The sequence below is a fragment of the Planomicrobium stackebrandtii genome, assembly GCF_030814955.1.
GTDB lineage: Bacteria > Bacillota > Bacilli > Bacillales_A > Planococcaceae > Planococcus > Planococcus stackebrandtii.
In genome coordinates, this window is record NZ_JAUSWB010000005.1 from 167,191 (window position 1) to 191,544 (window position 24,354).

Annotated in this window: 29 protein-coding genes and 1 riboswitch; of the genes, 21 read left to right on the forward strand and 8 right to left on the reverse strand. The window is 45.0% G+C overall.

The features are described from left to right. The first annotated feature begins 115 nt into the window (after window positions 1-115). Window positions 116-952, forward strand: coding sequence for a 3-methyl-2-oxobutanoate hydroxymethyltransferase (panB, locus tag QOZ98_RS10530; protein ID WP_308787409.1), 837 nt, complete (start codon window positions 116-118; stop codon window positions 950-952). Window positions 953-1,357: 405 nt separating this feature from the next. On the opposite strand, the gene QOZ98_RS10535 is transcribed toward panB, so the two are convergent. Next, complete coding sequence (locus QOZ98_RS10535) at window positions 1,358-1,555, reverse strand: hypothetical protein (protein ID WP_308787410.1); 198 nt, start codon at window positions 1,553-1,555, stop codon at window positions 1,358-1,360. 326 nt (window positions 1,556-1,881) lie between these two features. Here QOZ98_RS10535 and QOZ98_RS10540 point away from each other — a divergent pair, with 326 nt between their 5' ends. Both QOZ98_RS10540 and QOZ98_RS10545 read left to right on the forward strand, forming a co-directional pair. Beyond that, entirely contained in the window at window positions 1,882-2,361 is a 480-nt protein-coding gene (locus QOZ98_RS10540; protein ID WP_308787411.1) for a hypothetical protein, read from the forward strand. 451 nt (window positions 2,362-2,812) lie between these two features. Continuing rightward, a complete protein-coding gene (locus tag QOZ98_RS10545; RefSeq protein WP_308787412.1) occupies window positions 2,813-3,157 on the forward strand; it encodes a hypothetical protein in 345 nt (114 codons plus the stop codon). A 111-nt stretch (window positions 3,158-3,268) separates the two neighbouring features. Here the strand turns inward: QOZ98_RS10545 and QOZ98_RS10550 are convergent, their stop codons facing one another. Further along, window positions 3,269-3,679, reverse strand: a complete 411-nt coding sequence (locus QOZ98_RS10550; protein WP_308787413.1) for a MerR family transcriptional regulator — start codon at window positions 3,677-3,679, stop codon at window positions 3,269-3,271. Between the two features lie 270 nt (window positions 3,680-3,949). Here QOZ98_RS10550 and QOZ98_RS10555 point away from each other — a divergent pair, with 270 nt between their 5' ends. Beyond that, window positions 3,950-4,990, forward strand: a complete 1,041-nt coding sequence (locus QOZ98_RS10555) for an NAD(P)-dependent alcohol dehydrogenase (protein ID WP_308787414.1) — start codon at window positions 3,950-3,952, stop codon at window positions 4,988-4,990. A gap of 75 nt (window positions 4,991-5,065) precedes the next feature. Here the strand turns inward: QOZ98_RS10555 and QOZ98_RS10560 are convergent, their stop codons facing one another. Both QOZ98_RS10560 and QOZ98_RS10565 read right to left on the reverse strand, forming a co-directional pair. Further along, window positions 5,066-6,424 (reverse strand): murein hydrolase activator EnvC family protein, encoded by a 1,359-nt coding sequence (locus tag QOZ98_RS10560; RefSeq protein ID WP_308787415.1) that lies wholly within the window; start codon window positions 6,422-6,424, stop codon window positions 5,066-5,068. Between the two features lie 342 nt (window positions 6,425-6,766). Beyond that, window positions 6,767-7,231, reverse strand: coding sequence for a universal stress protein (locus QOZ98_RS10565; RefSeq protein WP_142828512.1), 465 nt, complete (start codon window positions 7,229-7,231; stop codon window positions 6,767-6,769). Between the two features lie 222 nt (window positions 7,232-7,453). Here QOZ98_RS10565 and QOZ98_RS10570 point away from each other — a divergent pair, with 222 nt between their 5' ends. From QOZ98_RS10570 to QOZ98_RS10650, 17 genes are all read left to right on the forward strand, one after another. Continuing rightward, window positions 7,454-8,116 (forward strand): Crp/Fnr family transcriptional regulator, encoded by a 663-nt coding sequence (locus QOZ98_RS10570; RefSeq protein WP_407676708.1) that lies wholly within the window; start codon window positions 7,454-7,456, stop codon window positions 8,114-8,116. Between the two features lie 151 nt (window positions 8,117-8,267). Continuing rightward, window positions 8,268-8,390 carry a cytochrome C oxidase subunit II gene (locus QOZ98_RS10575; RefSeq protein ID WP_308787417.1) on the forward strand — a complete coding sequence of 41 codons (123 nt, stop codon included), beginning with the start codon at window positions 8,268-8,270 and terminating at the stop codon, window positions 8,388-8,390. 25 nt (window positions 8,391-8,415) lie between these two features. Then, on the forward strand, window positions 8,416-8,889 hold the full coding sequence (locus QOZ98_RS10580) for a cytochrome c oxidase subunit II (RefSeq protein ID WP_142828515.1): 474 nt from the start codon (window positions 8,416-8,418) through the stop codon (window positions 8,887-8,889). Then, window positions 8,886-10,538, forward strand: a complete 1,653-nt coding sequence (locus tag QOZ98_RS10585; RefSeq protein ID WP_308787418.1) for a b(o/a)3-type cytochrome-c oxidase subunit 1 — start codon at window positions 8,886-8,888, stop codon at window positions 10,536-10,538. Before QOZ98_RS10580 ends, QOZ98_RS10585 begins: the two co-directional genes overlap by 4 nt. A gap of 413 nt (window positions 10,539-10,951) precedes the next feature. Continuing rightward, window positions 10,952-11,509, forward strand: a complete 558-nt coding sequence (locus tag QOZ98_RS10590; RefSeq protein ID WP_308787419.1) for a methyltransferase family protein — start codon at window positions 10,952-10,954, stop codon at window positions 11,507-11,509. 166 nt (window positions 11,510-11,675) lie between these two features. Next, window positions 11,676-12,095, forward strand: coding sequence for an organic hydroperoxide resistance protein (locus tag QOZ98_RS10595; protein ID WP_308787420.1), 420 nt, complete (start codon window positions 11,676-11,678; stop codon window positions 12,093-12,095). A 23-nt stretch (window positions 12,096-12,118) separates the two neighbouring features. Beyond that, window positions 12,119-12,556 carry a MarR family winged helix-turn-helix transcriptional regulator gene (locus QOZ98_RS10600; RefSeq protein WP_308787421.1) on the forward strand — a complete coding sequence of 146 codons (438 nt, stop codon included), beginning with the start codon at window positions 12,119-12,121 and terminating at the stop codon, window positions 12,554-12,556. A gap of 39 nt (window positions 12,557-12,595) precedes the next feature. Further along, the gene (locus QOZ98_RS10605) at window positions 12,596-13,072 is read left to right on the forward strand and encodes a glutathione peroxidase (protein ID WP_308787422.1); all 477 of its coding nucleotides are present in this window, start codon (window positions 12,596-12,598) and stop codon (window positions 13,070-13,072) included. Window positions 13,073-13,243: 171 nt separating this feature from the next. Continuing rightward, window positions 13,244-13,429, forward strand: a complete 186-nt coding sequence (locus QOZ98_RS10610) for a DUF3934 family protein (RefSeq protein ID WP_308787423.1) — start codon at window positions 13,244-13,246, stop codon at window positions 13,427-13,429. Window positions 13,430-13,562: 133 nt separating this feature from the next. Further along, window positions 13,563-14,342, forward strand: a complete 780-nt coding sequence (locus QOZ98_RS10615) for a PAS domain S-box protein (protein ID WP_308787424.1) — start codon at window positions 13,563-13,565, stop codon at window positions 14,340-14,342. 102 nt (window positions 14,343-14,444) lie between these two features. Further along, a riboswitch (cobalamin riboswitch) is annotated at window positions 14,445-14,621 on the forward strand. A gap of 150 nt (window positions 14,622-14,771) precedes the next feature. Then, window positions 14,772-15,257, forward strand: a complete 486-nt coding sequence (locus tag QOZ98_RS10620) for an acyl-CoA thioesterase (protein WP_308787619.1) — start codon at window positions 14,772-14,774, stop codon at window positions 15,255-15,257. A 1-nt stretch (window position 15,258) separates the two neighbouring features. Next, on the forward strand, window positions 15,259-17,544 hold the full coding sequence (locus QOZ98_RS10625) for a ribonucleoside-diphosphate reductase subunit alpha (RefSeq protein ID WP_308787425.1): 2,286 nt from the start codon (window positions 15,259-15,261) through the stop codon (window positions 17,542-17,544). 12 nt (window positions 17,545-17,556) lie between these two features. Beyond that, window positions 17,557-18,603 (forward strand): ribonucleotide-diphosphate reductase subunit beta, encoded by a 1,047-nt coding sequence (locus QOZ98_RS10630; RefSeq protein WP_308787426.1) that lies wholly within the window; start codon window positions 17,557-17,559, stop codon window positions 18,601-18,603. Further along, window positions 18,584-19,039, forward strand: coding sequence for a flavodoxin domain-containing protein (locus QOZ98_RS10635; protein ID WP_308787427.1), 456 nt, complete (start codon window positions 18,584-18,586; stop codon window positions 19,037-19,039). The genes QOZ98_RS10630 and QOZ98_RS10635 overlap by 20 nt, the downstream gene beginning before the upstream one ends. Before the next feature lie 64 nt (window positions 19,040-19,103). Continuing rightward, window positions 19,104-19,304 (forward strand): hypothetical protein, encoded by a 201-nt coding sequence (locus QOZ98_RS10640; protein WP_308787428.1) that lies wholly within the window; start codon window positions 19,104-19,106, stop codon window positions 19,302-19,304. Window positions 19,305-19,800: 496 nt separating this feature from the next. Continuing rightward, complete coding sequence (locus QOZ98_RS10645) at window positions 19,801-20,205, forward strand: DUF1259 domain-containing protein (protein ID WP_308787429.1); 405 nt, start codon at window positions 19,801-19,803, stop codon at window positions 20,203-20,205. A gap of 27 nt (window positions 20,206-20,232) precedes the next feature. Next, window positions 20,233-20,580 carry a GNAT family N-acetyltransferase gene (locus QOZ98_RS10650; RefSeq protein ID WP_308787430.1) on the forward strand — a complete coding sequence of 116 codons (348 nt, stop codon included), beginning with the start codon at window positions 20,233-20,235 and terminating at the stop codon, window positions 20,578-20,580. A gap of 86 nt (window positions 20,581-20,666) precedes the next feature. On the opposite strand, the gene QOZ98_RS10655 is transcribed toward QOZ98_RS10650, so the two are convergent. Genes QOZ98_RS10655 through QOZ98_RS10670 form a run of 4 tightly spaced genes read right to left on the reverse strand, consistent with a single transcriptional unit; the run spans window position 20,667 to window position 24,343 of the window. Next, complete coding sequence (locus QOZ98_RS10655; protein WP_308787431.1) at window positions 20,667-21,860, reverse strand: thiolase family protein; 1,194 nt, start codon at window positions 21,858-21,860, stop codon at window positions 20,667-20,669. Further along, window positions 21,857-22,996, reverse strand: coding sequence for a muconate cycloisomerase family protein (locus tag QOZ98_RS10660; protein WP_308787432.1), 1,140 nt, complete (start codon window positions 22,994-22,996; stop codon window positions 21,857-21,859). The genes QOZ98_RS10655 and QOZ98_RS10660 overlap by 4 nt, the downstream gene beginning before the upstream one ends. Before the next feature lie 22 nt (window positions 22,997-23,018). Continuing rightward, window positions 23,019-23,660 (reverse strand): 3-oxoacid CoA-transferase subunit B, encoded by a 642-nt coding sequence (locus tag QOZ98_RS10665; RefSeq protein WP_308787433.1) that lies wholly within the window; start codon window positions 23,658-23,660, stop codon window positions 23,019-23,021. Further along, on the reverse strand, window positions 23,657-24,343 hold the full coding sequence (locus QOZ98_RS10670) for a CoA transferase subunit A (protein WP_308787434.1): 687 nt from the start codon (window positions 24,341-24,343) through the stop codon (window positions 23,657-23,659). Before QOZ98_RS10670 ends, QOZ98_RS10665 begins: the two co-directional genes overlap by 4 nt. Window positions 24,344-24,354: the final 11 nt, after the last annotated feature.

The window sequence follows — 24,354 nt, forward strand, 5'->3', positions numbered from 1 at the left end:
CTTGATCTTAAATCGACAGGGACGGAGAAAACCTATCATAAACTTTCTGCCCGTCTGTCCAGTTTTGGAACCGACGGGCTTTATTTCGGTTTTCCTCCCGAAAGGAGAGAGAAAAATGAAGAATACAGCTTCACTTATCAAAATGAAAACACAGAATGAAAAAATCGCCATGCTCACCGCCTATGATTATCCTTCAGCAAAGCTTGCCGAACAAGCCGGTGTGGATGTAATCCTTGTGGGGGATTCTCTTGGAATGGTCGTTTTGGGTTACGATTCGACTGTCAAAGTGACTGTCGATGACATGATTCATCACGGCAAGGCGGCGCGCCGCGGAGCCCCTGATACCTTTTTGGTAGTGGATATGCCATTTGCTTCGTTTCATGGAAGTGCAGAACGCACCCTCGACAACGCGGTCCGTATTTTTCAGGAAACCGGAGCCGAGGCATTGAAGCTTGAAGGCGCAGACGAAGTAGTGGATGTCGTGAAATTGCTGACACGTACAGGTATCCCGGTTGTCGCTCACTTAGGATTGCTTCCGCAATCGGCAGGTGTCCTTGGCGGCTATAAAGTGCAAGGGAAGACCGCACATGCTGCACAGAAACTGATTGACGATGCACGTGCATGTGAAGCGGCGGGGGCTTGCATGCTTGTGCTGGAATGCATCCCGTATCAGTTGGCACAGAAAGTTACGGCAGCACTGACGATTCCGGTGATCGGCATTGGTGCCGGCAGTGAAACGGATGGACAGGTTCTCGTTTATCATGACGTCCTGAAATACGGATCGCATCATTTAGCGAAGTTCGTACGCTCTTATGCAGAAACCGGGGATATCATGAAGCAAGGCCTCACTCAATATGTCGATGAAGTGAAATCAGGCGCTTTTCCGGCCGAAGAGCATCGTTTTACCATGAAAGAAGAAGAACTCCAGCAGTTGTATGGAGGAAAAGAATAGATAGAAGGAAAACCCCGGCATCTCGGAAAAGGTGCCGGGGTTTCTTGTGGTTCAATTGATGGTCTTCTTTTTTGTCATAGTTATAAAAGCGTATTTGGTAAAGCCTAAGGTGGTAAATTTACTGGGGAAAATTATATTCTTTAATAAGTTTCGAAAAGCGTTCGTAAATATGTGTGCAAATTGGCGAACGTTCGTAAAGTGTTTTGACACGTTTACGAACGCTATTTTTGACGGTTTTCAACCCTTTTTGAGCGCTCATAAAGGTGTACTCTTACGAACGCTTTGAGTAATGGTTTTATGACGTTTATGAGTGATCCACCTTCAATTTAAAATCATTCTACGTGGTAAAGGAGCAGACACATTTGTCTGCTCCTTAATAAAGACTTTATTAACTTAATGAATATCTTACTCTCTTATTTCATCTAATCGCCGACGAAGGACTCGAGCTGAGATGGCTAATATAACGAAAATTGTTGTTGAACCAGCAACAACCACCTTTAATAAATTGCCAATTGGTGGATTAAATAACAGAGCAACTGAGATGATTAAAACGGCACCAGTTAACCCCATCCCTAAAATTGTGAATGCTAAAATTTTATTCATCAATTCACCCCCACTTATTTTCATCCTCATATTACCATAGACTTGGTTTATAGTATTTATAAATAAAGTATTGGTTGGAAATATGTACGCTAAGAAGAATCAGTTCTCCAAGAAGAAAACTAACTTTAAGAAAATAATTTAGTTTACATATCATGAGGTTATCGGAAGAGAAGAAGCTCGTACATGAGTTTCTTTTTTTCTTTATAAAAGTGTGCTTTTACGAACAGTACTATTTCTAGGAAGCAGGTTTTTGAGGAATGCAATATTGTAAAATTTACCATTTATGATATAATCAATCCATAATGCATTAGAATTGGAGAGATCAAATGAATAGCTCAAATAAATTGCTCTTACTACTATCTTTTTGTCTTTTAATTCTTTTACTAAGTGGCTGCATGGGAGATAAAGCTTCGGAAACGCTCACGATTAACAATATAGCAGGTTACGAGGGAGTTCTGGTTTCTGGTGCGTCTTCAATGGTTGAAAACAGTGGTTACGAAGAAACTTTAGTAAGTGGAGAAGGTAAAGCGAATGCCCTGATTGATATATTGAATGGGAAAGAGCTGGTTGAAGCAAGTGAGCAGGAACTTCAAGACAGAAGGGATGATTTAGAAGAGCCTGGGAATTACCGGATGTTGCTTTATAACGAACCAAGCGTAAACAGTACAAGCGAGGATTTTTATCTTCTTCTTTTTTATAAAGATGGAACGATTCAAGTAAATCAAGAAGGAAACTCCTATTTCATTGCCGATCCTCCAAAGGATTTGCTGTCCAAGTTAAAATCAGATTGGGAAATTACCTTTTAAAAGTAAAAGTCCTCTAATTCCATATAGACTATGAAGTCGGCTAGTAATGGAGCGTATTTGAGTAAGACAAAACTAACCGATTCGGTTTTGAAATAGATAGAAGAAAGTCGCTTTTCCTTATGAAATTGAATTTCTTGTTGGATACGTTGATCGGAATTACAGTTGTCTTTATTGTCTTTCGCTAGTTGGAAGAAAAGTTCGAGTGGATAAGATGGATTTTCACGCTAGCAGCCGGCATAGGCGGAACTTATTAGCAGCCCGCTGGAAGGGTAAGGAAGTGGGGAAATCTTAGTTAACATATGAGAAACTATCGGAAGAGAGGAAGCTGAAAAGCTTTCCCTCTTTTTTTATAGTTCTTCTTCAAAAATAAATACTTTTTCAAAATAGAGCAATCACTACTTTTAATGGGTATAATAAGAACAAACGTTCTTATTTAAAAGGAGTGAAAAATATGGAAGAAAGAAGCAGTACCGGCAAAAGTTATTTAAGAAGGCAAACACGATGGGATGGACTTTTCGTATCAGAACATGCTTGGGATTTCAACAACGATGCTGTTAATGATCCGCAGCCGATGCTCAGTGCCGATGAACAAGGGGCCATCATTGATATGCTGATAGTAGCCCGTGAGCGTAAGTGCACCGTGTTTATCCAATCCTGGCAAGAAAGACATTTCCACTATTATCGTTGCACGATTCAAAAGCTGGACCAGGAGCAGTGGACCATCACGTATGAAGATTCGTTCGGTGAACGGCAACTTGCAATCGGTATGATTACTTCAATACATATGCTTGACTGAAGGAAGGCGAACAACAGGAATGGCCCATTTTTAGCGAGAGGAATATACCAGATCGATTTCTTGAATTTTTCATCTGGCTTTTAACGTCAAAGTAGGATCACGGACGCTATATCAGTCGAAACTTCCAATTTTATTATTCTTATGGATATCTTCTGTGCCAGCCTCCAAAGCAGTCTTGTAATAGAAACATTTATGTTCGATGATTTCCATTGTCTTTTTTAGTTCTTCCATTTGCGCTTCGACTGTAGCTTTTCGCTCTACGAACATGTCGTACCGCTGCTGCAATGTGGAATCTCCATCAGAGCACCAATCAATGAAGTTTTTGATTTCCTTAATAGGCATGCCGCTCGCTTTCAAGCATTCTACGATTTTCAAAGCGCCGATGTCGGTTTCTTTGAACAGGCGGGTTCCGCTTGGTGTCCGTTCTACAAATGGCATAAGTCCTTCCTTGTCGTAATAGCGCAATGTATATACGGTCAAATCCAATTCTTTTGCAACTTCGCTGATGGAAAAAGTTTTCATGATTTGTCTCCTCTTTTATATAAGTTATACCTCGAGCCCACTCTAGGTTTCGGAAGAATTTTATCATTGGATTTGTTGAAAGTCAAAGCCTGGTTATATGAAACGAAAGGATTTCTGCTTCCCACTTGACCTAGAGTTAACTATAGCCCTTAAGATTGGTTAGGAAAGAGAACATTGCCTTGTCTGAAAATTTAACGAAAAACTTAAATAAGGTTTTCCGTTAATGGACAGTGCAGACAGATTCTCTTAAAATACGTAGGAGGTTTTTATATGATTACTGTTAAATCACGAGCTGTCAACGGTCCAGACACACCTTTTGAAGAAACGGAAATTAAACGCCGCGACCTTGATACGCAAGACGTACTGATTGAAATCAAATATTCGGGGATCTGCCATTCAGATATTCACACTGCACACGGCGAATGGGGCCCGGTAAACTATCCTCTCGTGCCTGGCCATGAAATTGCCGGGATTGTTACAGAAGTTGGATCTGAGGTCACCAAATACAAGGTTGGAGATCGTGTAGGAGTAGGCTGTATGGTTGATTCCTGCGGCGAATGCGAAAACTGCGAAAAAGGCGAAGAGCAGTATTGCCTGAAAGGAAATGTACCGACTTATGCCGGTATCGACAAATACGGCGAGCAGACTCAAGGCGGCTATTCTACCCACATCGTCGTAACGGAAGGGTTTGTAGTCCGAATTCCAGATAATATTGGACTTGATGCTGCAGCACCATTGCTTTGCGCTGGCATAACGACTTTTTCACCGCTGAATCATTGGAATGCTGGTCCAGGCAAGAAAGTAGCGGTCGTGGGTATGGGCGGTCTTGGACACATGGCTGTTAAGATTGCACATGCCATGGGTGCTGAAGTTACCGTCTTGTCACAAACATTGAATAAAAAAGAAGACAGTTTGAAATTCGGAGCAAAAGACCACTACGCCACCAGCGACGCTGAAACGTTCGAGAAACTTGCCGGCACTTTTGATTTGATCATCAATACGGTAAGTGCCAAGCTTGATATGGATTCTTACTTATCGCTGCTGGCGTTGGACGGCACTCTCGTAAACGTAGGCGCGCCGGCAGAGCCGTTAGCAGTAAACGTATTTTCTCTCATTGGCCATCGCCGTTCGTTTGCGGGTTCAATGATTGGAGGAATTCGTGAAACTCAGGAAATGCTGGACTTCTGTGCAGAACATAACATTGTTCCGAACATCGAAGTCATTTCAGCCGACCAGATTGACGAAGCTTATGATCGTGTATTAGCTTCAGATGTGAAGTACCGATTCGTTATTGACGTCAGCACAATTTAAGTAGAGAAAATCCATGATCTCATCTTAACAAAATGAAAAAAACCGGCTTCTCAAATGAGAAACCGGTTTTTTCTATTATCGTACGTATGGAGCAGGGTTGACCGCGTTTGAACGCGCGCCATTCCAAGGTCCTACATGAATTTCAAAGTGAAGATGTGTACCGGTTGAACGGCCTGTATTGCCCATTCCGCCGACTTGTTGCCCCTGTGAAACTGATTGTCCCACAGATACATTGATTGAGTTCATGTGGCCGTAGACAGTAGAGTGTGTCTGGCCGTTAATGGAGTGTGTAAGGATAACGACATTTCCATATCCACCCATGTTGCCGGCATGTGAAACCATGCCGCTGGCTGCAGCTACAATCGGTGTGCCAGGTGAATTCGCAATATCCATTCCAAGATGCGACTCTGCTCCGGCGCCAATGTCACGGCCACCGAATCCAGAAGTAAATCTGCCTGTTGAAGGAAGGATGAATGTTGAACTGCCTGCATTTGAAGCTACCGAAGTTTGTGTAACTTCTGGAGCAGCAGCAGGTGCAGAAACTGCTGCGGCCGTTGCTTCTGCAGCAGATGCGGCTGCTTGACGCTCGGCTTCCGCTTTACGTGCTGCTGCTTCTTTGGCTAAACGTGCTTCTTCTGCTTTGCGTGCAATCTCTGCAAGACGTGCTTGCTCTGCACCAATTTTTTTCTCTAACTCTGCACTGACGTTCATTGTTTCGCTATGTTCTGATTCAAGCGTTGATTTTTCTTTCGCTAAACGCGATTGTTCAGCTTTTAAGTCAGTTTCAAGTTGAGCTTGTTCATTTTTTTGTGCATCAAGTGAATTTTTCAAAGTGACCAATTCTGCTTTTTTAGCTTCTTGTTCAGCAAGCTTGGTTTCCACTTCTGCTTTTTGCTCAGCTAGAAGTTTTTTATCAGCTGCTTGTTCCCGCATAATTTCACGGTCTGCTTCTATTAAGATATTGACTGCTGAAAAGCGGTCAATAAAATCGACAAAGCTGTTTGCTCCAAGAAGTACATCTATGTAGTCGACTGAGCCTCCGCTTAACTGGATCGCACGTGCACGTTCTTTTAGAAGTTCTTCGCGTTCTGCAATTTTTCTTTCCAATTCTTCAATGGACTTTCTCAATTCGTCGATTTCGACTTTTGTCTGGTCGATTTCGGCTTGAGCAACGTCAATTTTGGTTTGTGTTTCGATGATTTGGTTGTCCAACTCGCGGATTTTTGCGATGATTTTTTCGAGTGTGGTTTGGTTTTGAGAGATTTCGCTGGTTTTCTGTTGAATTCCGGAGTTCAATTCGCTTTGCTTCTGTTGAACCTCCTGTTTTTGTTTCTCTAAATCACTCAATTTGTCAGCATTTGCGGTAGGCAAAAACATGGTTAAAGCCAATACAGCTGATAAAGCGATCATTAGAAATTTTGATAATGGTTTCAAACTCTTGCTCCCCTTTCGTTTTCCGTGGCTATCTATAAGTTATCGTGAAAAATTAGAATATCTCGGTGATTTTCCCTGCCAATTCTTTTGCATTAGGGAAAATCCAGCAGACCCATTGTACCATCGTATAAACCTGTTTATTATTACAGTTTCTTATCAATTTGAATTCGAACATGACAAAGAGTCAGACAACTGTGTAAGTAGTCCTAAGGAACTGTACTAGTATTTTTTGAAAAAAGGACCTATTTTACTAGCTGATTAAGAGGGCTGACAAACTACATAAGAGAGAAAAAACCAAAAAAAAAAAAGCCTTTTCCCAAAAAAATGGGAAAAGGCATGCGTTTATTCGTCTGCTAATACGTCAGCTTGTTCTCGTCTGACAACCAATACATCGCATTTAGCTGTACGGACAATGCGTTCGGAAACGCTGCCCATTATAAACCGTTCTGCAGCATTTAGTCCGGTTGCACCGCAAACAATGACATCAGCATTTAATTTAGGTGCTAATTCTTTTGGAATCGCAATTTTTGGAACTCCGTATTCAATGATGACATTTACATTTTCTACGCCGGCAGCCAGCGCTTCGTCTTTGTACTTAGCTAATAGTTCTTCGGATGTTTTTTTCGTGCGGTCAGCAATCGTGCGGTCGTAGGCTTCAATGGAACCAAATGAACGGTTGTCGATAATATGGGCCAAGTGCAAGGTGGCGTTGTTGCGGGCAGCGGCGGCTGCACCTTTCTTGAATGCCAACTCAGATTCTTTGGAACCGTCTACTGCTACTAGAATATTGGAATATTTTAAAGTCATTCAGCATTCCTCCTCGTCTCTCTACTTAAAGGAATTCGCTATCGGTACATAGAGTTCCTTCTTAGTTTTTACAATCTTTAAAGAACTGGTGTCGTAATGATGAACTTTACATAATAGCTTAGGCCATTCGTGGTAAAATAAAGACAAGAGGCTGTTCGGAAGCATAAGGAAGGTGGAGCCGATTTGAAGGCTAATATAGGAAGTGCAGATGCATTGACAGAAATGAAAGAATTGCTGACCATACGCCATCAAGTCAAAAGTTTAAAAAAGGATAATTATTTATTTCGTGAAGGAGATTCCATCGGTGGAGTCTTTATCATTCGCTCAGGTAAAATTCAGATTGAAAAAGTGACGCCAAACGGCCGCGAGTTGACGTTAAAAATTTGCGGACCGGGCCAAATGGTTGGCGAAGTGACTATTTTTTCCGAAGCTCCTAAGTATATGCTGGATGCACGTGCCATTGAAGACACGGTTTGCCTTCACATTTCGATCAACGATTTGGAAGAAGCCTTGCTGTCCAACGGCAAGTTGTCTGTCGCCTTTATGAAGTGGATGGGCATTGACCAGCAGAAAACACAGACGAAATTCCGTGATTTGCTGCTGCATGGCAAAAAGGGAGCGCTGTATTCGACTTTGATCAGACTTTCCAACAGCTACGGAGTCCAAACTGAAAAGGGTATCTTGATTGATATGGTGCTGACCAATCAGGAATTGGCAAACTTTTGCGGGATGACGAGGGAAGTCGTCAACCGGATGTTGAATGATTTGAAAAAACGTGAATTATTGACTATGAGTGAAGGGAAAATACTTTTGCATAATATTGAACATTTGAAGAGAGAGACAAATTGCGAAAACTGCCCGATCTATCTATGCAAAATTGATTAGTACAAGAGCTTGCCCCTGGGGCAAGCTCTTTTTTGTCTGAAATTTGTCAATCTGTCAAAAATATGCTTTGGGTGTGAGAAATGTCACAGTGCTAATCAGCAGGATAGCATAGGCTGAAAGTAAGAATGATTTTCATAAGAGGTGAGAAAAAATGAGTCAGGAAAACCGGGAGCCGGAACCTAATCTGAAAGGTACTTTAGTGAGTGTATTTATAGTAGGGCTGATCATCATTGTGATGTGGATCGCCGTTTATTTAATGTATGTAGCCCGTTAAGGGAGAAAGAAAGGAATGGATTGGAATGCATCTTCATAAGTATGAAAAAATTTGGCTGGTATTCGGTATTGCTTCACTGATCGTGTTTTTAAGCGTGGTCGGAGTGAGTGCATTTTCTCAAGACCATACCCCTGCGGGGGGGATGGAAACCATCGATCCTAAAAAAGTAAACGAAACCGCACCGTTCGATAATCCGGGAGTAACCCAATTGGACGATGATACGTACCAGGTCGCCATTGTTGCACTGGCTTTCGGCTATACGGCACCGGAACTAAAAGTGCCGGTTGGCAAGGAAATCGTTTTTAAAGTGACCAGCACTGATGTGGTCCATAGTTTTACCATCGATAACACAAAGGTCAACATGATGGTCGTTCCAGGACGCATCACAACAAAATCCTACACATTTGAAAAACCCGGCACGTATTTGATTCTTTGCAACGAATATTGCGGAACGGGGCACCATATGATGTATACAGAGATAGAGGTGTACGAGGAATGATTGCTGTGCAAGATCGCAAACTCGCTTTATGGAATATTGGTGTAGCTTATGCCGCATTTTTAATCGGTACATTATGTGGGCTGCTTCAGGTCTTTATCCGCAACGATGCTCTTCAGCTGCCAGCTTGGCTGGATTACTATCAAATTCTAACGGCACATGGCGTGCTGCTCGCACTTATCTTTACGACATTCTTTATTTTTGGTTTCTTTATTACGGGCATGAGCAAGAGCCTTGGAAGCTTTGGCCCGAAAGTCCGGTTGTTTTCCTGGGTCGGTTTCTGGGTGACGCTGCTTGGGACCGTAATGGCGACTGCCATGATCGTGGCAGGAGAAGCTTCTGTTCTGTACACCTTTTATGCGCCGCTAAAGGCAAGTGGCTTTTACTATGTAGGACTTGCCTTGGTGATTATCGGAACATGGATCAGCAGTTTCGCGTTAGTCGGGCATTACCGGGTATGGCGAAAAAATAACAAAGGACAGTTGAGCCCGTTGTTCGCGTTCATGACCATCACCACAATCATCATGTGGATCATCGCGTGCCTTGGTGTGGTCGCGACAGTCGTGTTCCAATACATCCCGTGGGCATTCGGCTGGACCGATACCATTGATGTGGAACTGAGCCGTACCTTGTTCTGGTTTTTCGGGCATCCCTTGGTATACTTCTGGCTGTTGCCGGCATATATGGCTTGGTACGTTATTGTCCCGAAAATTCTTGGGGTAAAAGTATTCAGCGATTCGTTGGCTCGTTTGTCTTTCGTTCTCTTTATCCTGTTTTCCATTCCGGTCGGTTTCCACCATCAGCTGACAGAACCCGGAATTTCGAACTTCTGGAAGTTCCTGCAGGTGGTCCTGACGTTTATGGTCATCGTTCCTTCATTAATGACAGCATTTTCGATGTTTGCAACTTTTGAAATTGCCGGACGCAAAAATGGCGGAAAAGGCCTTTTCGGATGGTTTACGAAGCTGCCTTGGAAAGATATCCGCTTCACGTCCATTTTTATCGCCATGGCATTCTTTATTCCCGGTGGGGCTGGCGGCATTATCAATGCCAGCTTCCAGCTGAACGAAGTCGTCCACAATACCTTATGGATTGTTGGACATTTCCACATCACGGTCGGAACGCCAGTGGCCATGACGTTTATGGGACTGACATTCTGGCTGATCCCGTATCTGACAGGAAGAAAATTCACGAAAGCCATGAAGATGCTTGGATTGGTCCAAATCATCACCTGGTCGATCGGGATGCTCTTGATGTCAACATCGCAGCATATTTTAGGGCTTCTCGGAGCGCCGCGAAGAACTGCATATTCAGGCTATAACAATCACCCTTCCGCAATGGAATGGTTTGACGGCATCCTGACTAATCATGTCACAATGGCCGTCGGGGGAAGCATTCTCTTCGTTTCGGCAATGATTCTCATCTATATCGTTGTCATGACGATGTTCTTATCGCCTAAAGCGATTGAAGAGAAGGACTTAGTGGACTTCCCGATGGCGGAAAGCGACATGTCCCGCACTCCGAAATGGCTGGAAAACTGGTGGATTTGGATCGGCCTTGCTGTGCTGCTCATTGCAGTAGCGTACGCGATTCCATTAAGCCATATGATTCAACATGCACCTCCAGGCTCGGAAGGATTCAAAACTTGGTAGGAGTTGAGGAATAATGTTCACGATGGTCATTTCATTGACGGTTGTCTTTATCGCATTTACGGCAATGCTGGTCGAAATCTCTTCGACGGAAGAGTAAACTGAAGGCATAAGCTTTGGTTTTTCAAAGTGACTGAGAAGATTTGGATAAAATTTTATGAAAGAGCCTTTTGCTAAGTCGGCAAAAGGCTTTTCTCTGTCTTTAAATACATGCGCTGTGGATTTATGGTCGCTCGTAAGAATTTGTGGTCGCTTAATTTGATTTGCAGTCGTTCAACTAAATTTACGGTCGCTCAGCCCAAATCCCCACAAAAAAACCCATCCCCTTGAAGGTGGTGACAAGGGATGGAAATTGTATTCCTTTTAAATGTTCTATAATATTGGAAGCAAAAGAACAGGAAGTTGAGGCTTATGCGATGACCATCATTGAAATGATTTTTACAGCAATAAGCTTGATTTGGGTCAGTGAATTCCTAATTTTCCGCAATCGCGGCATCGGACAGGGCGATCCATTGGAAAAACGCACTTTTTTTTCGATATTAGCAGCTTTGATCGGCACAATTCTTGCAGCGGCATTTTTTCAGGAACTGGAGCCGTTCGAGAATCTGGTTATTATTAGCCAACTGCTGGGGATTGTTTTGCTGGCGCTGGGGGTTTTTCTGCGGTTTTGGGGAATTTTGCATCTCAAGTCGCAATTCACACGTTACGTTACAGTTCGCGAAGGCGATGAAATTGTCAGCACTGGCCCTTACCGGAAGCTGCGCCATCCGCTTTATACCGGCTTGCTGTTCATCACACTTGGCATGGCTTTGTTTTTCAGCAGCCCCATTGCTGCGGTTCTCGGAAGTGGAGCGATGATATGGGCTTTGCTTCAGCGAATCAATTACGAAGAGCGGTTGCTCATTGAGAAATTTGGCTCGGATTATCAGCAATGGATGAAAGAGCGTGCGCGGCTGATTCCTTTCATCTACTGACATCTGCAAGGCCGACAAATAAACACATGCCTCTGACCAAAAGCTTTTATTCGCCGTTCCGGCTTATAAAGGCTTTTTTGTTTGAGTGAGCATTTCTTTTTACATCGTACACGATATAGTTTAATGTAAATCGTGTGCGATATAAATGACTGGAGGTACATATAAAATGAAAACACTATTTGAAACAACGATGATTAACACAGGCGGAAGAGACGGGGCTGTATATTCACCGGACAATATTTTCTATTTGGATGTAGCAAAACCACAGGCTCTTGGCGGTTCAGCGACAACGGCTACGAATCCTGAACAGCTTTTCGCGGCAGGTTACAGCGCATGCTTTAACAGCGCATTGGAATTGGTGCTGGAAGCTGGTAAAGTGGAAATAGAGAAAAGCGAAGTCACAGCAACTGTTGCATTGATCGGCGATAAGGATAACGGCGGCGTTAAGCTGGCAGTGAAACTTGTTGTCGACATCACCGGCATCGAAGAAGAGCTGAAACACGAATACGTAGAAAAAGCGCATCAGTACTGCCCATATTCAAAAGCGATCAAAGGATCAGTGGATGTGGAAATCAGCGTTCGATAATCTTTAGTATAGGTGAGATGCAAATGGAAAAACCGACAAAACTTGAACAGCAATTATGCTTTGAAGTCTATAAAGCTTCCAGTAACTTTTCGAAGATGTATGCAAAAGCGTTAGAGCCGTTCAATCTGACATTTCCGCAGTACCTGGTGCTCCTGGTTCTCTGGGAGCAAGACGGACTGCTGACGAAAAATATCGGTGAACGGCTGGGGCTTGGCACAGGAACCTTAAATCCGATCATCAACCGCATGATCGAACAAGGGCGACTGACTAAACAGCAATCCCAAACAGACAAGCGCGCATTTACCATTTCACTAACCGATAAAGCACGGAGTGAACATGCAGGAGTCGAGCAAGCCGTCCTGGAAAAACTAATCTGCTGCAATTTTATGGGCGTCGATGCGATTGAACTGATGAAAAACCTGAAAGAGCTGAATGCTTCTTTTAAGAGCATGAATCTGTAACAGAAGTGATTCTCAAGCAAAAATGAGGAGTGATGCCAGATGAATATTTACGATATTGCCGTGACAAAGCCGAACGGAGAAGACTATCAACTAAGCGAATACAAAGGCAAAGCCATGCTGATTGTCAATACGGCAACCAAATGCGGCCTAAGAGACCAGTTCGACAGCCTGGAGAAAATGTATGAGGACTATAAAGACCAGGGATTAGTAGTTTTAGGCTTCCCATCCAATCAATTCGGCCAGGAAAAAGCTACCGGCGAAGAAGCGCAGGAAGCTTGCCGCACAACTTATGGGGTGACGTTCCCGATGCACGACCTGGTGAAGGTTAACGGCAAAGATGCGCATCCGCTTTTCAACTATTTGACCGATAACACAAAAGGATTTCTATCAAGCGGGATCAAATGGAATTTCACAAAATTCTTGATTGACCAAAATGGCAACATTGTTTCAAGATTCTCTCCAAAAGACAAACCCGAATCATTTGAAAAAGACGTTCAGAAAGTGTTGGCTAAGTAAAGTTATGGAATGACGTAGCATATGGCCATTATTCTTCTGCAGGTACTTTAAAAGTAGCTGTGAAGTGCTTGATTGGCTATACTGATCGCACGTAAGCCGAACATTTCTGTTTCACTCTAGCCCTTGATGTGATAAGCTGTACATCATCGTAGCAGTAATGGAGTGATTAGAATGAGCAAAGCAAAAGCGAAAAGCGGTACAGGTCAAGGAACCGGCAAAAAAGGCTGGACTCGCTGGAAAGCAGGCGCCAACAAAGCCAAAAGTTTTAAACCTTACACCAGCAAAAACAATAAAAAAGCCGACGAACCAAAAACAGAAAAAGAACGAGCTTCTGAATCTGAATGGGTCGATGAATAAATAGGAAAGCTTTGTTGTCCAAAAGGGCAACTTTTTTTATTCAATTTTTGAGGAATAGATGAATCATGAAAGTTTTTCCGGAAAAGTGTAAGATGGAATAACAGCCGTTTTTTAACGGAAGGAGTGAAAAAGAATGAAAAGTGTATCAGATCCGTTATTGAATATTCCGGAAAAAGAAGAATTGTATCAGAGAATCGCCGAGTATTCTGATGAAACAACCATAATTCATTCTAAACAAAAGGTCTTATACATAAATCAATCAGGCGCTGAGTTTTTAAAAGCCAGCCAAGCCGAACTTGTCGGGGCGAATGTAGTAGACGTCTTTACGGAAGATTATAAAGAAATGATTGCTGAGCGAATCCGCAAAGGCATGGAGGACCGAACCATCGGAGAATTGATGGATACGACCGTTAAACGCTTTGATGGGACAATAGCTGAGGTTGAATTGTATTGCTACCCTGTTGAATATGGTGACACGACGGCAATTCAATCCATTATACGAGACGTTACAGTTCAGAAAAAAAACGAGCGCGAATTGCTGCAATTGAAAAAAGAAGTTTCAACGCCAATCGTTCCGATTATCGATGGCTTGGCTGTTATGCCGCTTGTCGGCTCGGTGGATGGCGATCGAAGCACACGGTTGCTCGATATTATTCCGCAGAAAGTTCAAGGACACGAACTGCACTATCTCATCGTCGACGTTTCGGGTATTTACAATATCGACAATGTGGTAGCAGAGTTTCTTTATAAAATAGACCAGATCATGCGCTTGTTGGGCATTGGGTTAATTTTTACTGGAATTCGTCCGGAACTGGCGTTAAAAGCTGTGGAAGCACGTGTGGATTTCAGTCAATTAACAACCATGGGTACAGTAAAGCAGGCGTTGAAAAAACACTTAACCGCCAATTATTAAATTCTTGCTTTGCCTTTAAAATCGCTTGTCAAATTTATGAAAGTGATTTATAGTTTAGAAATACAATATTTAGTGTTTTTTATTGAACAGAAAACTATATATGGTAGAACCAATAATGAAGGTGCCTGAAAAGGCTTAATAGGGAATCCGGTAAATTCCGGAGCTGTTCCCGCAACTGTAAGTGCTGACGAGCCATCACAATCCACTGTCCAATGGACGGGAAGGAGATGGCAAGGACGACGCACGAGCCAGGAGACCTGCCTTCGTTATAGTTTATGATCTTCTCCGGGAGCTGAGAGGGATAACGAAGGTATTTTGTGTGGAGCAGCTCCTTTTTGCTGGCTTCACTCGACATTCTGCGTTTTCAACCCATCCTCCCCGAGAGGATGGGTTTTTCTTTTTGTGATAAAAATGGAGGATTGAATGCAAATGACAGAAGCGTTAGCTGCAGGTGTAGCAAGAACCATTCAAACAAGGCTGGTGCTGCCGCCTGACACCAATCATATGGGCACTATTTTCGGCGGCACGGTATTGGCATACATAGATGAAATTGCTGCGATTACTGCGATGAGGCACAGCGGCAAAGCAGTCGTGACGGCTTCAATCGACACTGTGAATTTCCTGTCTTCTGCAAAAGTGGGGGATGTCCTTATTTTAGAAGGTGTTGTTATATCTACCGGAAGAACATCGATGGAAGTATACGTGAAAGCTGAATGCCAGCAAATTGAAAAAGGCACTAAAAGTTTGACAACAACCGCCATTCTGACGATGGTTGCTGTCGACAGCGATAGCAAACCGACTCCTGTAACCGGGGTGATTCCAGAAACGGCAGCTGAAGAACAACTATTCAATAGCGCACAAGAAAGAAAACAACGCCGCATGCAAGTGAACGAATACGCAAAGGAGCTGAGCTGATATGAACACAAAAGTTGAAACAGCAGAAATACATGCAGTAGAACGAGCTCTTCAACGAGCAACAGAAGTATACGGACTGGATACGAAGGAGCTGCTGGAGCGGACAGCGAAATTGGCTGCACAGGCAAAAGGCGAGCAGTCCCTGCTTTATGCGTTGAACCGCATCACGATGGATGAGCCCGACTGGACGTACACCGCGGCAGAATTGTATGCAAGCAACTTGTATGAAAAAGCCGGAAGCAGCCGGAATTATCCTGCTTTCCAAAAATATGGCGACTTTTATAGCCTGATTGGTGAGCTCTCACAAATCGGAATTTATTCAGGAGAGCTTTTGTCAAGCTATTCGAAAGAGGAAATCACCGAACTGGGCAAGGAAATCGAACCGGAGCGTGATTTGCTGTTCAATTACATTGGCCTATTTCTGCTGGCTGACCGTTATTTGGCGAAAGATTACGAAGGACGGTTGTTTGAGCTGCCGCAGGAGCGTTTTCTTGTCATTGCGATGACGTTGATGCAAAACGAACCAGAAGAGCGCCGGCTGGAGCTGGTGAAAGAAGCATACTGGGCAATGAGCCATCTGTACATGACAGTGGCGACGCCGACTTTGTCGAATGCCGGCAAAAGCTTCGGGCAATTGTCTTCCTGCTTTATCGATACCGTAGACGATTCACTGGACGGCATTTATCTGAACAACTGGGACATCGCTCGCCTCAGCAAAGACGGCGGCGGCATCGGCATTTATTACGGAAAAGTACGGGCTTTGGGCTCGGATATCAAAAAGTTTAAAGGCAATTCCTCAGGCGTCGTGCCGTGGATCCGCCTGATCAACGATACGGCGGTCAGCGTAGATCAATTGGGTCAGCGCCAAGGCGCAGTAGCGATTTACTTGGATGTCTTCCATAAAGACATCATGAACGGCTTCTTGGATCTGAAAACCAACAACGGCGACGAACGCCGCAAAGCGCACGACATTTTCACCGGTGTGTCGATTCCAGATCTGTTTATGGAACGTCTGCAGGAAAAAGACGAAAACGGGCGGAGCATCGGGGAATGGCATACGTTCTGCCCGCACCAAATCAAGCAAGTGATGGGTTGGAAAGACGAAGACGGCAACGCACTCGGACTTGAGGACTTTTACGACGAGGCCGATAAAAAATACTTCCGCGAGAAATACCAGGAAGCGGTAGAGCATCCGTTACTGCCGCGCAAAACATACCGTGCCATGGAGATCATGGCGCGCATCATGGTTTCCCAGCTGGAAACCGGCACGCCGTATATGTTCTACCGGGACGAAGTCAACCGCCAAAACCCGAACAAGCACACAAGAGGCAGAGGGCTGACGTCGATCTACTGCAGTAATTTGTGTACAGAAATAACACAAAACATGTCGGCTACAACCATCGTGAAAGAATACACCGATGAAGACGGCAACCTTGTCATGATCCGCAAGCCGGGCGATTTTGTCGTCTGTAACTTGTCTTCGATTAACTTGCCAAGAGCGGTCAAAGCGGACGTCTTGGAGCGGGTAATACCGATCCAGGTGCGTATGCTGGATAACGTCATTGATTTGAATACGATTTCTGTCGGGCAGGCCGATGCCACCAATAAAAAATATCGCGGGGTGGGCGTCGGAACTTTCGGATGGCACCACCTGTTGGCGCTTGAAGGCATCCATTGGGAAAGTGAAAAGGCTGTGGAATTTGCGGATACGCTGTACGAGGAAATCGCTTATCAGACAATCCGCGCTTCGATGCAGCTGGCTGATGAAAAAGGGGCCTTCAGCAAATTTGAGGGCTCTGAATGGCAGACAGGCGAGTACTTTGAACGCCGGAACTACAGCAGTGAACGCTGGAACAAGCTGCAGCAGGAAGTGGCATCGACGGGTGTCCGCAACGGTTGGATGATGGCGGTCGCACCCAACTCATCGACTGCCAAAATCGGCGGTTCAACAGATGGCATCGATCCTCTTTATGCCGTTGAATATGCAGAAGAGAAAAAGAACTTCAAGTTCAAAGTGACGGCACCTGACTTGGACCACAACACCTACGATTATTACCGCCGTGCGCGCCACGTGCTGGATCAGAAATGGAGCATCCGCCAAAACGCTGCGCGTCAGCGGCATATCGATCAGTCCATCAGCTTTAACTTTTATGTGCCGCACACCATCAAAGCGAAAGAATTGTTGGAGCTTCATCTGGAAGCATGGAAGCACCACCTGAAAACAACCTATTACGTCCGCAGCACGTCACAGGCGGAAATTGAAGAATGCGAAGCATGCCAAAGCTAAAGGAGGATTTCCATGACCATACATGAACCGTTGACGAAGATTAAATTATTGAACCCGGAACACCCGAACAAATCGACCGGCGTCTTGAACGGCCGGTCGTCAGGCTTATTGAACTGGAACGATATTGCTTATCCGCAAATGTACGATTTGTACCAAGCGCTTTTGGCCAACTTCTGGAAAGCCCAGGAAATCAATATGCAGGATGACATCAAGCAATGGGACAGCTTGAGTGATGTCGAGAAAGATGTCTTTTTGCGCATCAACACGCAGCTGGCATCACTCGACAGCCTGCAGACGCCGACAATGAGCCAGGCGATGGATTACGTCACCGATTCCAGCTTCAAAGCCATTTTCGCGGTCATTTCCCAGCAGGAAGCGGTCCATACCGAGTCGTATTCCTATATTTTGAGTTCGCTGGTCTCGGTGAGCGAGCAGAATGCGCGTTTCAACCAGGCAAAAAGCGATCCGGTCGTCCAAAAACGCAACGAGTTGATTTTGGATGCTTATGAGGAGTTCCGCCAAAATCCGACGCCGCAGAACTTGTTCAAACTGAGCGTCAATTCGATTAATCTGGAAGGCATTTATTTCTATGCGGGTTTTGCCTTTTTCTATCACCTGGCACGCCAGCAGAAAATGCTGAAAACCAGTACGATGATCAGCTATATCCAGCGCGACGAGATGCAGCATGCTTATTTTATTGCCCAGTTTATTCGGATCATGCTGACGGAAAACCCGGAACTGAATACGGATGAAAACATTCAATATATCTACAAGACAGTCGATCAGGCCGTGCAGCTCGAAAAAGAATGGGCGCACTACATTTTGGCCGATATCGAGGGGCTGGATCTGGAGGAGTTTGCGGGCTACGTAGAATACTTGGCCAACAAACGGCTGCGCCAGCTCGGTTTGGACAACCTTTACGAAGAACGCAGCAATCCGATGCCATGGATCCAGGTATTTGGCGATGACATGATGAATGAAACCAAGTCCGACTTTTTCGAGCAGAAATCACGGACGTATACAAAAGTGTCGCAGTCCAATGGCTTTGACGAACTGTAATCCTAAATTGGCGATTGTCTATGCTTCAGTAACCGGCAACACGGAGCAGTTGGCGGAGATGCTGCAGGAATCCGTGCTGAGCCAAGAGTTCCGGAGCAAGCTGTACCGGGTAGAGGAATTTCCGCTGTCCGAATTGTCCAGCTGTGATGTGGTACTAATCGGCACTTATACATGGGGAAGCGGTGAAATTCCGGAAGAAATGCAGGAGCTGTACCAAGCGATTGAGAAGTTGGACAGAAAACAGCTTCAGACAGCTGTTTTTGGAACCGGCGACAGCTTTTTTGCGGAGTTTTGCGGCGCGGTCGACCGTTTCCGCGACATGCTGTATGTGAAGACGCAATTGATAGCTACCCTGAAAGTGGAATTGATGCCTCAGCCGAGTGATGCCATACGCTGCGAGAAAATGGTGAAACTGATCAAGCCGCGCACTTCCTAAAGGTTTCCCTCTCAAATCAAAGGGTATGGATGACTATACAAATGATGTTTTGAGGAGCGGTAAAATGGTACAAGGAAAATGGCTTAAGCTTGGAGCGTCAGGTTTTTTATCAATAGGAATGCTCGCAGCATGCGGCAACAGCGAACCAACCGAAGAAGACAATAATGACTCAGAAATGCAGAATGAAGAAGATTCCAATACGGATGATTCGGATTCTGAAGACGACGATGATGACGAAGAAGAAGATTCTGAAGAGGAAGATTGATTTCCTCTTTTAAAATGAATTCAAACGAAATAAAAAATCGCCGAAAGGCGGTTTTTTATTTCGGAGCAAAAGTGTTTTATTCAAGCAAAGGGGTATAGAAAAGAAAAGAGTAGAAGTGTTTCGCTCCTTCCGGCTGGAAAACAGCGGGGACTTTTTCGGGGGAAACTTTGGACGTTTATACAAAGTCGGTGCGGGAATACGGATATCCCATGGCGTTTGTTAAAGTTCAGCCTGAAAGCTTTGCACCTCTTTCGAGAACCAGCAGATTAGAATGAACAGAAAACCTAAAATTTCCGTTAATCATCTAAATTGCTGCTATCTACATGCCCATGAGAAGTGGATAATGCATAAATAATTTGGCTGGATGTGACAGACAATAGTGCTGTAGGCAACGCCGAAAAGAGTCTTCCGATTCTTTTCGGCATTTTTTTGCAATGAACTCCTGTTTTTAACAATGATTTTCAATTTCTGGAAAAAAACAGAAAGGATGAGCAGGATGGAACATTTAGAGCAACTGGCGGAACAAGTGGGTCTGTTGATGAATGCTGAGGTGGAAGTGGAAGGAAGAGAATGTCTGATCAAAAGAAAAAGGACCATAAATATTTCTTCCCATAATAAAAACTTTATTTGCACATTAGATCATGATATTTCTTTTAAAAACTTAAAGGTTAATGGAAAAGCGTTCAACCAGGCGGAGATTTTTTTGCTGCCGGGAGAGCTGGCTTCTTTTGTCAATGCGCTTCACCAGCATCCAATTCCGTTGCCAACCAGCTATCAGCACCGAATGGATATCAATCCGGATATCATTTGCGTGTATTTATCTTCAGAGGAGCCACCTGAGGATTTTGCCGCCAGGCTGTCTGCGGCTTTCGACGCCATCGAACAAAATTCTCTGGTTTGAGCAGCTGCTGAAAGAAAGGAGATCTCCATGCTGACCAGATACAAACGGCCAAACGAAAAAATCGCGATGGGCCTGCTGTCATTCATGCCTAAAGAGCGTGATGTCAAACACCTGAAAAAGACTATGGAATTGTACAACGAACACGCCGACTGGCGACTTTTTCTCTGGAAATCGGGAGATAGTTATGTAGGCGCGATTGGTATTCATATAGAAGATGCTGAAAACTTTACAGTACAGCATGTTACCGTGATTCCTTCATTTCGGGGAGAAGGAATTGGCCATATGATGGTGGCACGTGTAGAGAAGCTGATGGACAACCGAAAAGCACTGCCTACGGAAGAAACAAAACCCTTCATGATGAAATGCAAGGTTTGAAATAAAAACAAACTAAAAAATAATAAGAATTTAGAGCACAATAAAGGCAGAAGTCCGATTTTTCGGTGCTTCTGCCTTTTCTATTATTATGCCTTCATATTTTCAATAATTGTGGCAATTCCCATACCGCCAGCAATACAGAGCGTCACTAAACCGTATTTCTTGCCGGTGCGTTCGAGTTCATGTATTAATTTCGTTAAAAGAATGGCACCTGTTGCGCCGATGGGGTGGCCCATGGCAATCGCGCCGCCGTTTGGATTGACTTTGCTGCGATCCAGTCCGATTTCGTTGATGCAGGCAGCGGATTGGGAGGCGAAAGCTTCATTCAATTCGACAATATCAATGTCTTCCACTTTTAAGCCGGCTTGTTTCAAAGCTTTGAAAGTTGCCTGTACGGGACCCATGCCCATCAGTTCAGGAGAACAGCCAACAGAAGCCTGAGCAAGAACACGAGCTTTTGGCTGATAGCCGCGCTTCGCAGCTTCATCTTCCGACATGACCAATAATGCCGCAGCGCCGTCATTCCGGCCGCTGGCATTGCCTGCCGTAACAGTGCCGCCTTCTTTGAAGACCGGCTTCAAGAGCGATAATTTTTCCAGAGTCGTTTCTCTCGGATGTTCATCGGTGTTGAATTCAGTTACACCTTTTCTCGTTTTTACCGAATAAGGTGCAATCTGGGCCTCAAAATAGCCTTTTGCAATGGCGTTGGCGGCTTTTTCCTGGCTTTCCATCGCAAATTCATCCTGCTGCTGGCGTGAGATACCGTATTTGTCTGCGACATTCTCAGCTGTAATGCCCATGTTCAGTTCGCCGTAAGTTTCACGTGGCTGCGAACCCGGCTGGCTTGCCGTATTCGGATCTTTCAGCAGGGTATCTCCGGATTTTGTACCGAATCGCACATTGTTCACATAATAGGGGGCGGTGCTCATCGATTCGGCTCCGCCGGCGATGATGATGTCACTGAGGCCCGTCTGGATTTGCTGTGCGGCTGAATTCAATGCCTGTACTCCTGAACCGCATTGGCGATGGATGGTATAGCCTGGTACTTCGACCGGTATGCCTGCACGCAGCATGGCCACTCTGGCCAAGTTGGAGACATCCGCGCTTTGTTTAGCTTGCCCTAAAATGACTTCTTCCACAGCGGAAGGATCCAATTGAGTCCGGCGAAGCAAATCTTCAATGACATGGGAGCCTAGAAAGTCGACCGTTTCGTTTCCAATGCCGCCGCCGAGCTTGCCAATTGCGGTCCGGACTGAATCTACTATCACTACATTTTTCAAATTGTCATCTCCGTTTCTGACTGGAATTTGCGTGCGTAATGTTTTACTTTTTCTTTGTCAATTTCCATGCCAAAGCCGGGACCGTCCGGCACAATTACTCTAAAGTTCTCAAAGCGGATGTCGTTGACTGTGAGATTGTCTTTAAATAATAAAGGACCGAATATTTCGGTGCCAAATTTCATTTCAGGCAGCGTAGCATACAATTGGGCGCACATGGCGGTCCCAAGGCTCGATTCGATCATCGTTCCCCCGTAGAGCCCTAGCCCAGAGGCTTCCGCAATACCGGCAACTTTTTTTGTTTGTGTCAATCCGCCATGTTTGCACGGTTTCAAGGCTATGGAATTTCCGGCGCGGTATTTGGCTATCCGAAAAACATCCTGGATGCTGGTTGCCGCTTCATCCGCCATGATCGGCACTGAGAATTTAGACGCCAAACGTGACATGCCTTCAAAATCCCAAGCTGGAAGCGGCTGTTCCACCATTGAGACACCGGCATCCTGAAGAAGAGCGATGCAGTAATTCGATGTATCCTCGTCCCATGCTTGGTTGACGTCGACAGTGAGGCGCGCCTGATCACCAATTGCCTGTTTGATTTTCCGGACATGTTCCACGTTTTTGTATGGATCGCCCTTGCCGATTTTTAACTTAAAGATGTTGTGCCGTTTTTTCTCAAGCATTTCCTTGGCTTCTTCGATATCGGCATCAGTATTGCCGCTTGCCAAGGTCCAGGCAATGGGCAATGATTTATGGATCTGTCCGCCAAACAATTCAAAGGCAGCGATGTTTTTGCTTTTCGCTGCCAGATCGACAATTGCTCCTTCGACCAGTGCTTTGGCAAAGTAATTGCCGCGTACCAGCTTCGACACATCGTTCATAATCTTATCGAAGTGGATAGGATTTTGGCCAATGACCAAAGGCGTGATATAAGCATCGATATTGGTTTTGATTGCTTCCGGGGTGGATTCACCATAGGAAGCGCCGCCGATAGTGGCGACTTCCGCCCAGCCTTCGCGCCCATCTTCGTCGGTAGCACAGCCGAGCAATATCGTTTGCGAGACGATGGTGTGCATCGCTAATTGGTGTGGACGGATGGTCGGGAGATCTACTATATAAACGTCAAATGAACGGATTTTCATGCATATAAACCCACTTTCTTTTTTACTCTGTAAACGCTGCTTCGGTTTTTTCACGGACTTCTTCAATTGTTGCACCAGGCATCAGATCCACCAGTTTCAGTTGGCCAGCGTTCACTTTGAATACCGCCAGCTCTGTGAAGATCATATCGACTTGGCGTGTTGAAGTGATCGGGTAGGTGCATTCTTTCAATAGCTTGGAACTGCCGTCCTTCGACGTATGGCTCATCGTCACGAACACTTTTTTCGCTCCGACCAATAAATCCATCGCGCCGCCGACACCCATGATGTTCTTGCCGGGAACGGCCCAATTGGCAATTACACCGGTCTCATCCACTTGGAGTGCGCCGAGAATGGCCACATCCACATGGCCTCCACGGATCATGGCAAATGAATCCGAGCTGTTGAAGAAGGAAGCGCCAACTGCTTCACCAACCGGCAATTTGCCGGCATTGACAAGGTTTGGATCGATCGCTTCATCGTCCACATCGGTTACACCAAGCAGTCCGTTTTCTGTATGAAGGTAAATATTGTCTTCTGTCATGTACTCGGCAACCAAAGTCGGAATCCCGATGCCCAAATTGACGATGCATGGGCCTTCAAGCTCTTGTGCAACTCGAGCTGCAATGGCGTGCTGCATTTCTGCTTTGTTTAATTGGACCGTCATACAGCCACCACTCCTTCTTTCGTCAACACCTGCTGTGCTTTGACGATGGTATCGATATAGATGAAGGGAGTTACCACTTCTTCAGGGTTCAATTCGCCCGCTTCAACGATTTCATCCACTTCGACGATGACGATTTTTGCAGCCGTGGCCATCAAAGGATTGAAGTTGCGTGCCGTTTTGTAGTAGACCAGGTTCCCCAAAGTATCTGCTTTGTGGGCACGAATCAATGCTACGTCGGCGCGGATCGCTTTTTCCAGGATGTAGTTGATGCCGTCGATTTCGCGTTCTTCTTTGCCGATCGCCAAATCCGTGCCGACTCCCGTGGTTGTATAGTAGCCGCCGAGGCCCGCGCCTCCAGCTCGAAGGGATTCGGCCAGCGTGCCTTGCGGAAGCAGTTCCAGTTCAATTTCGCCCTTCTGGTATTTGTCGCCGACATCTCGGTTGCTGGTGAAATAAGAGCCGATGCCTTTTTTGATTTTGTTTTGATTGAGCAGGATTCCGAGTCCTTTGCCGGATTCCCCAAGGTTATTGCTGACGATGGTCAGTTCGTTGACATCGCGTTCCGTCAATCCGTCGATCAATGTAAGCGGTGCACCGACAAGACCGAACCCTCCGACTAAAACTGTATCTCCAGATTTAATGCACTTCAGAGCTTGAGTTATATCTTGCTGTATTTTTGACATCTTTAATCCTC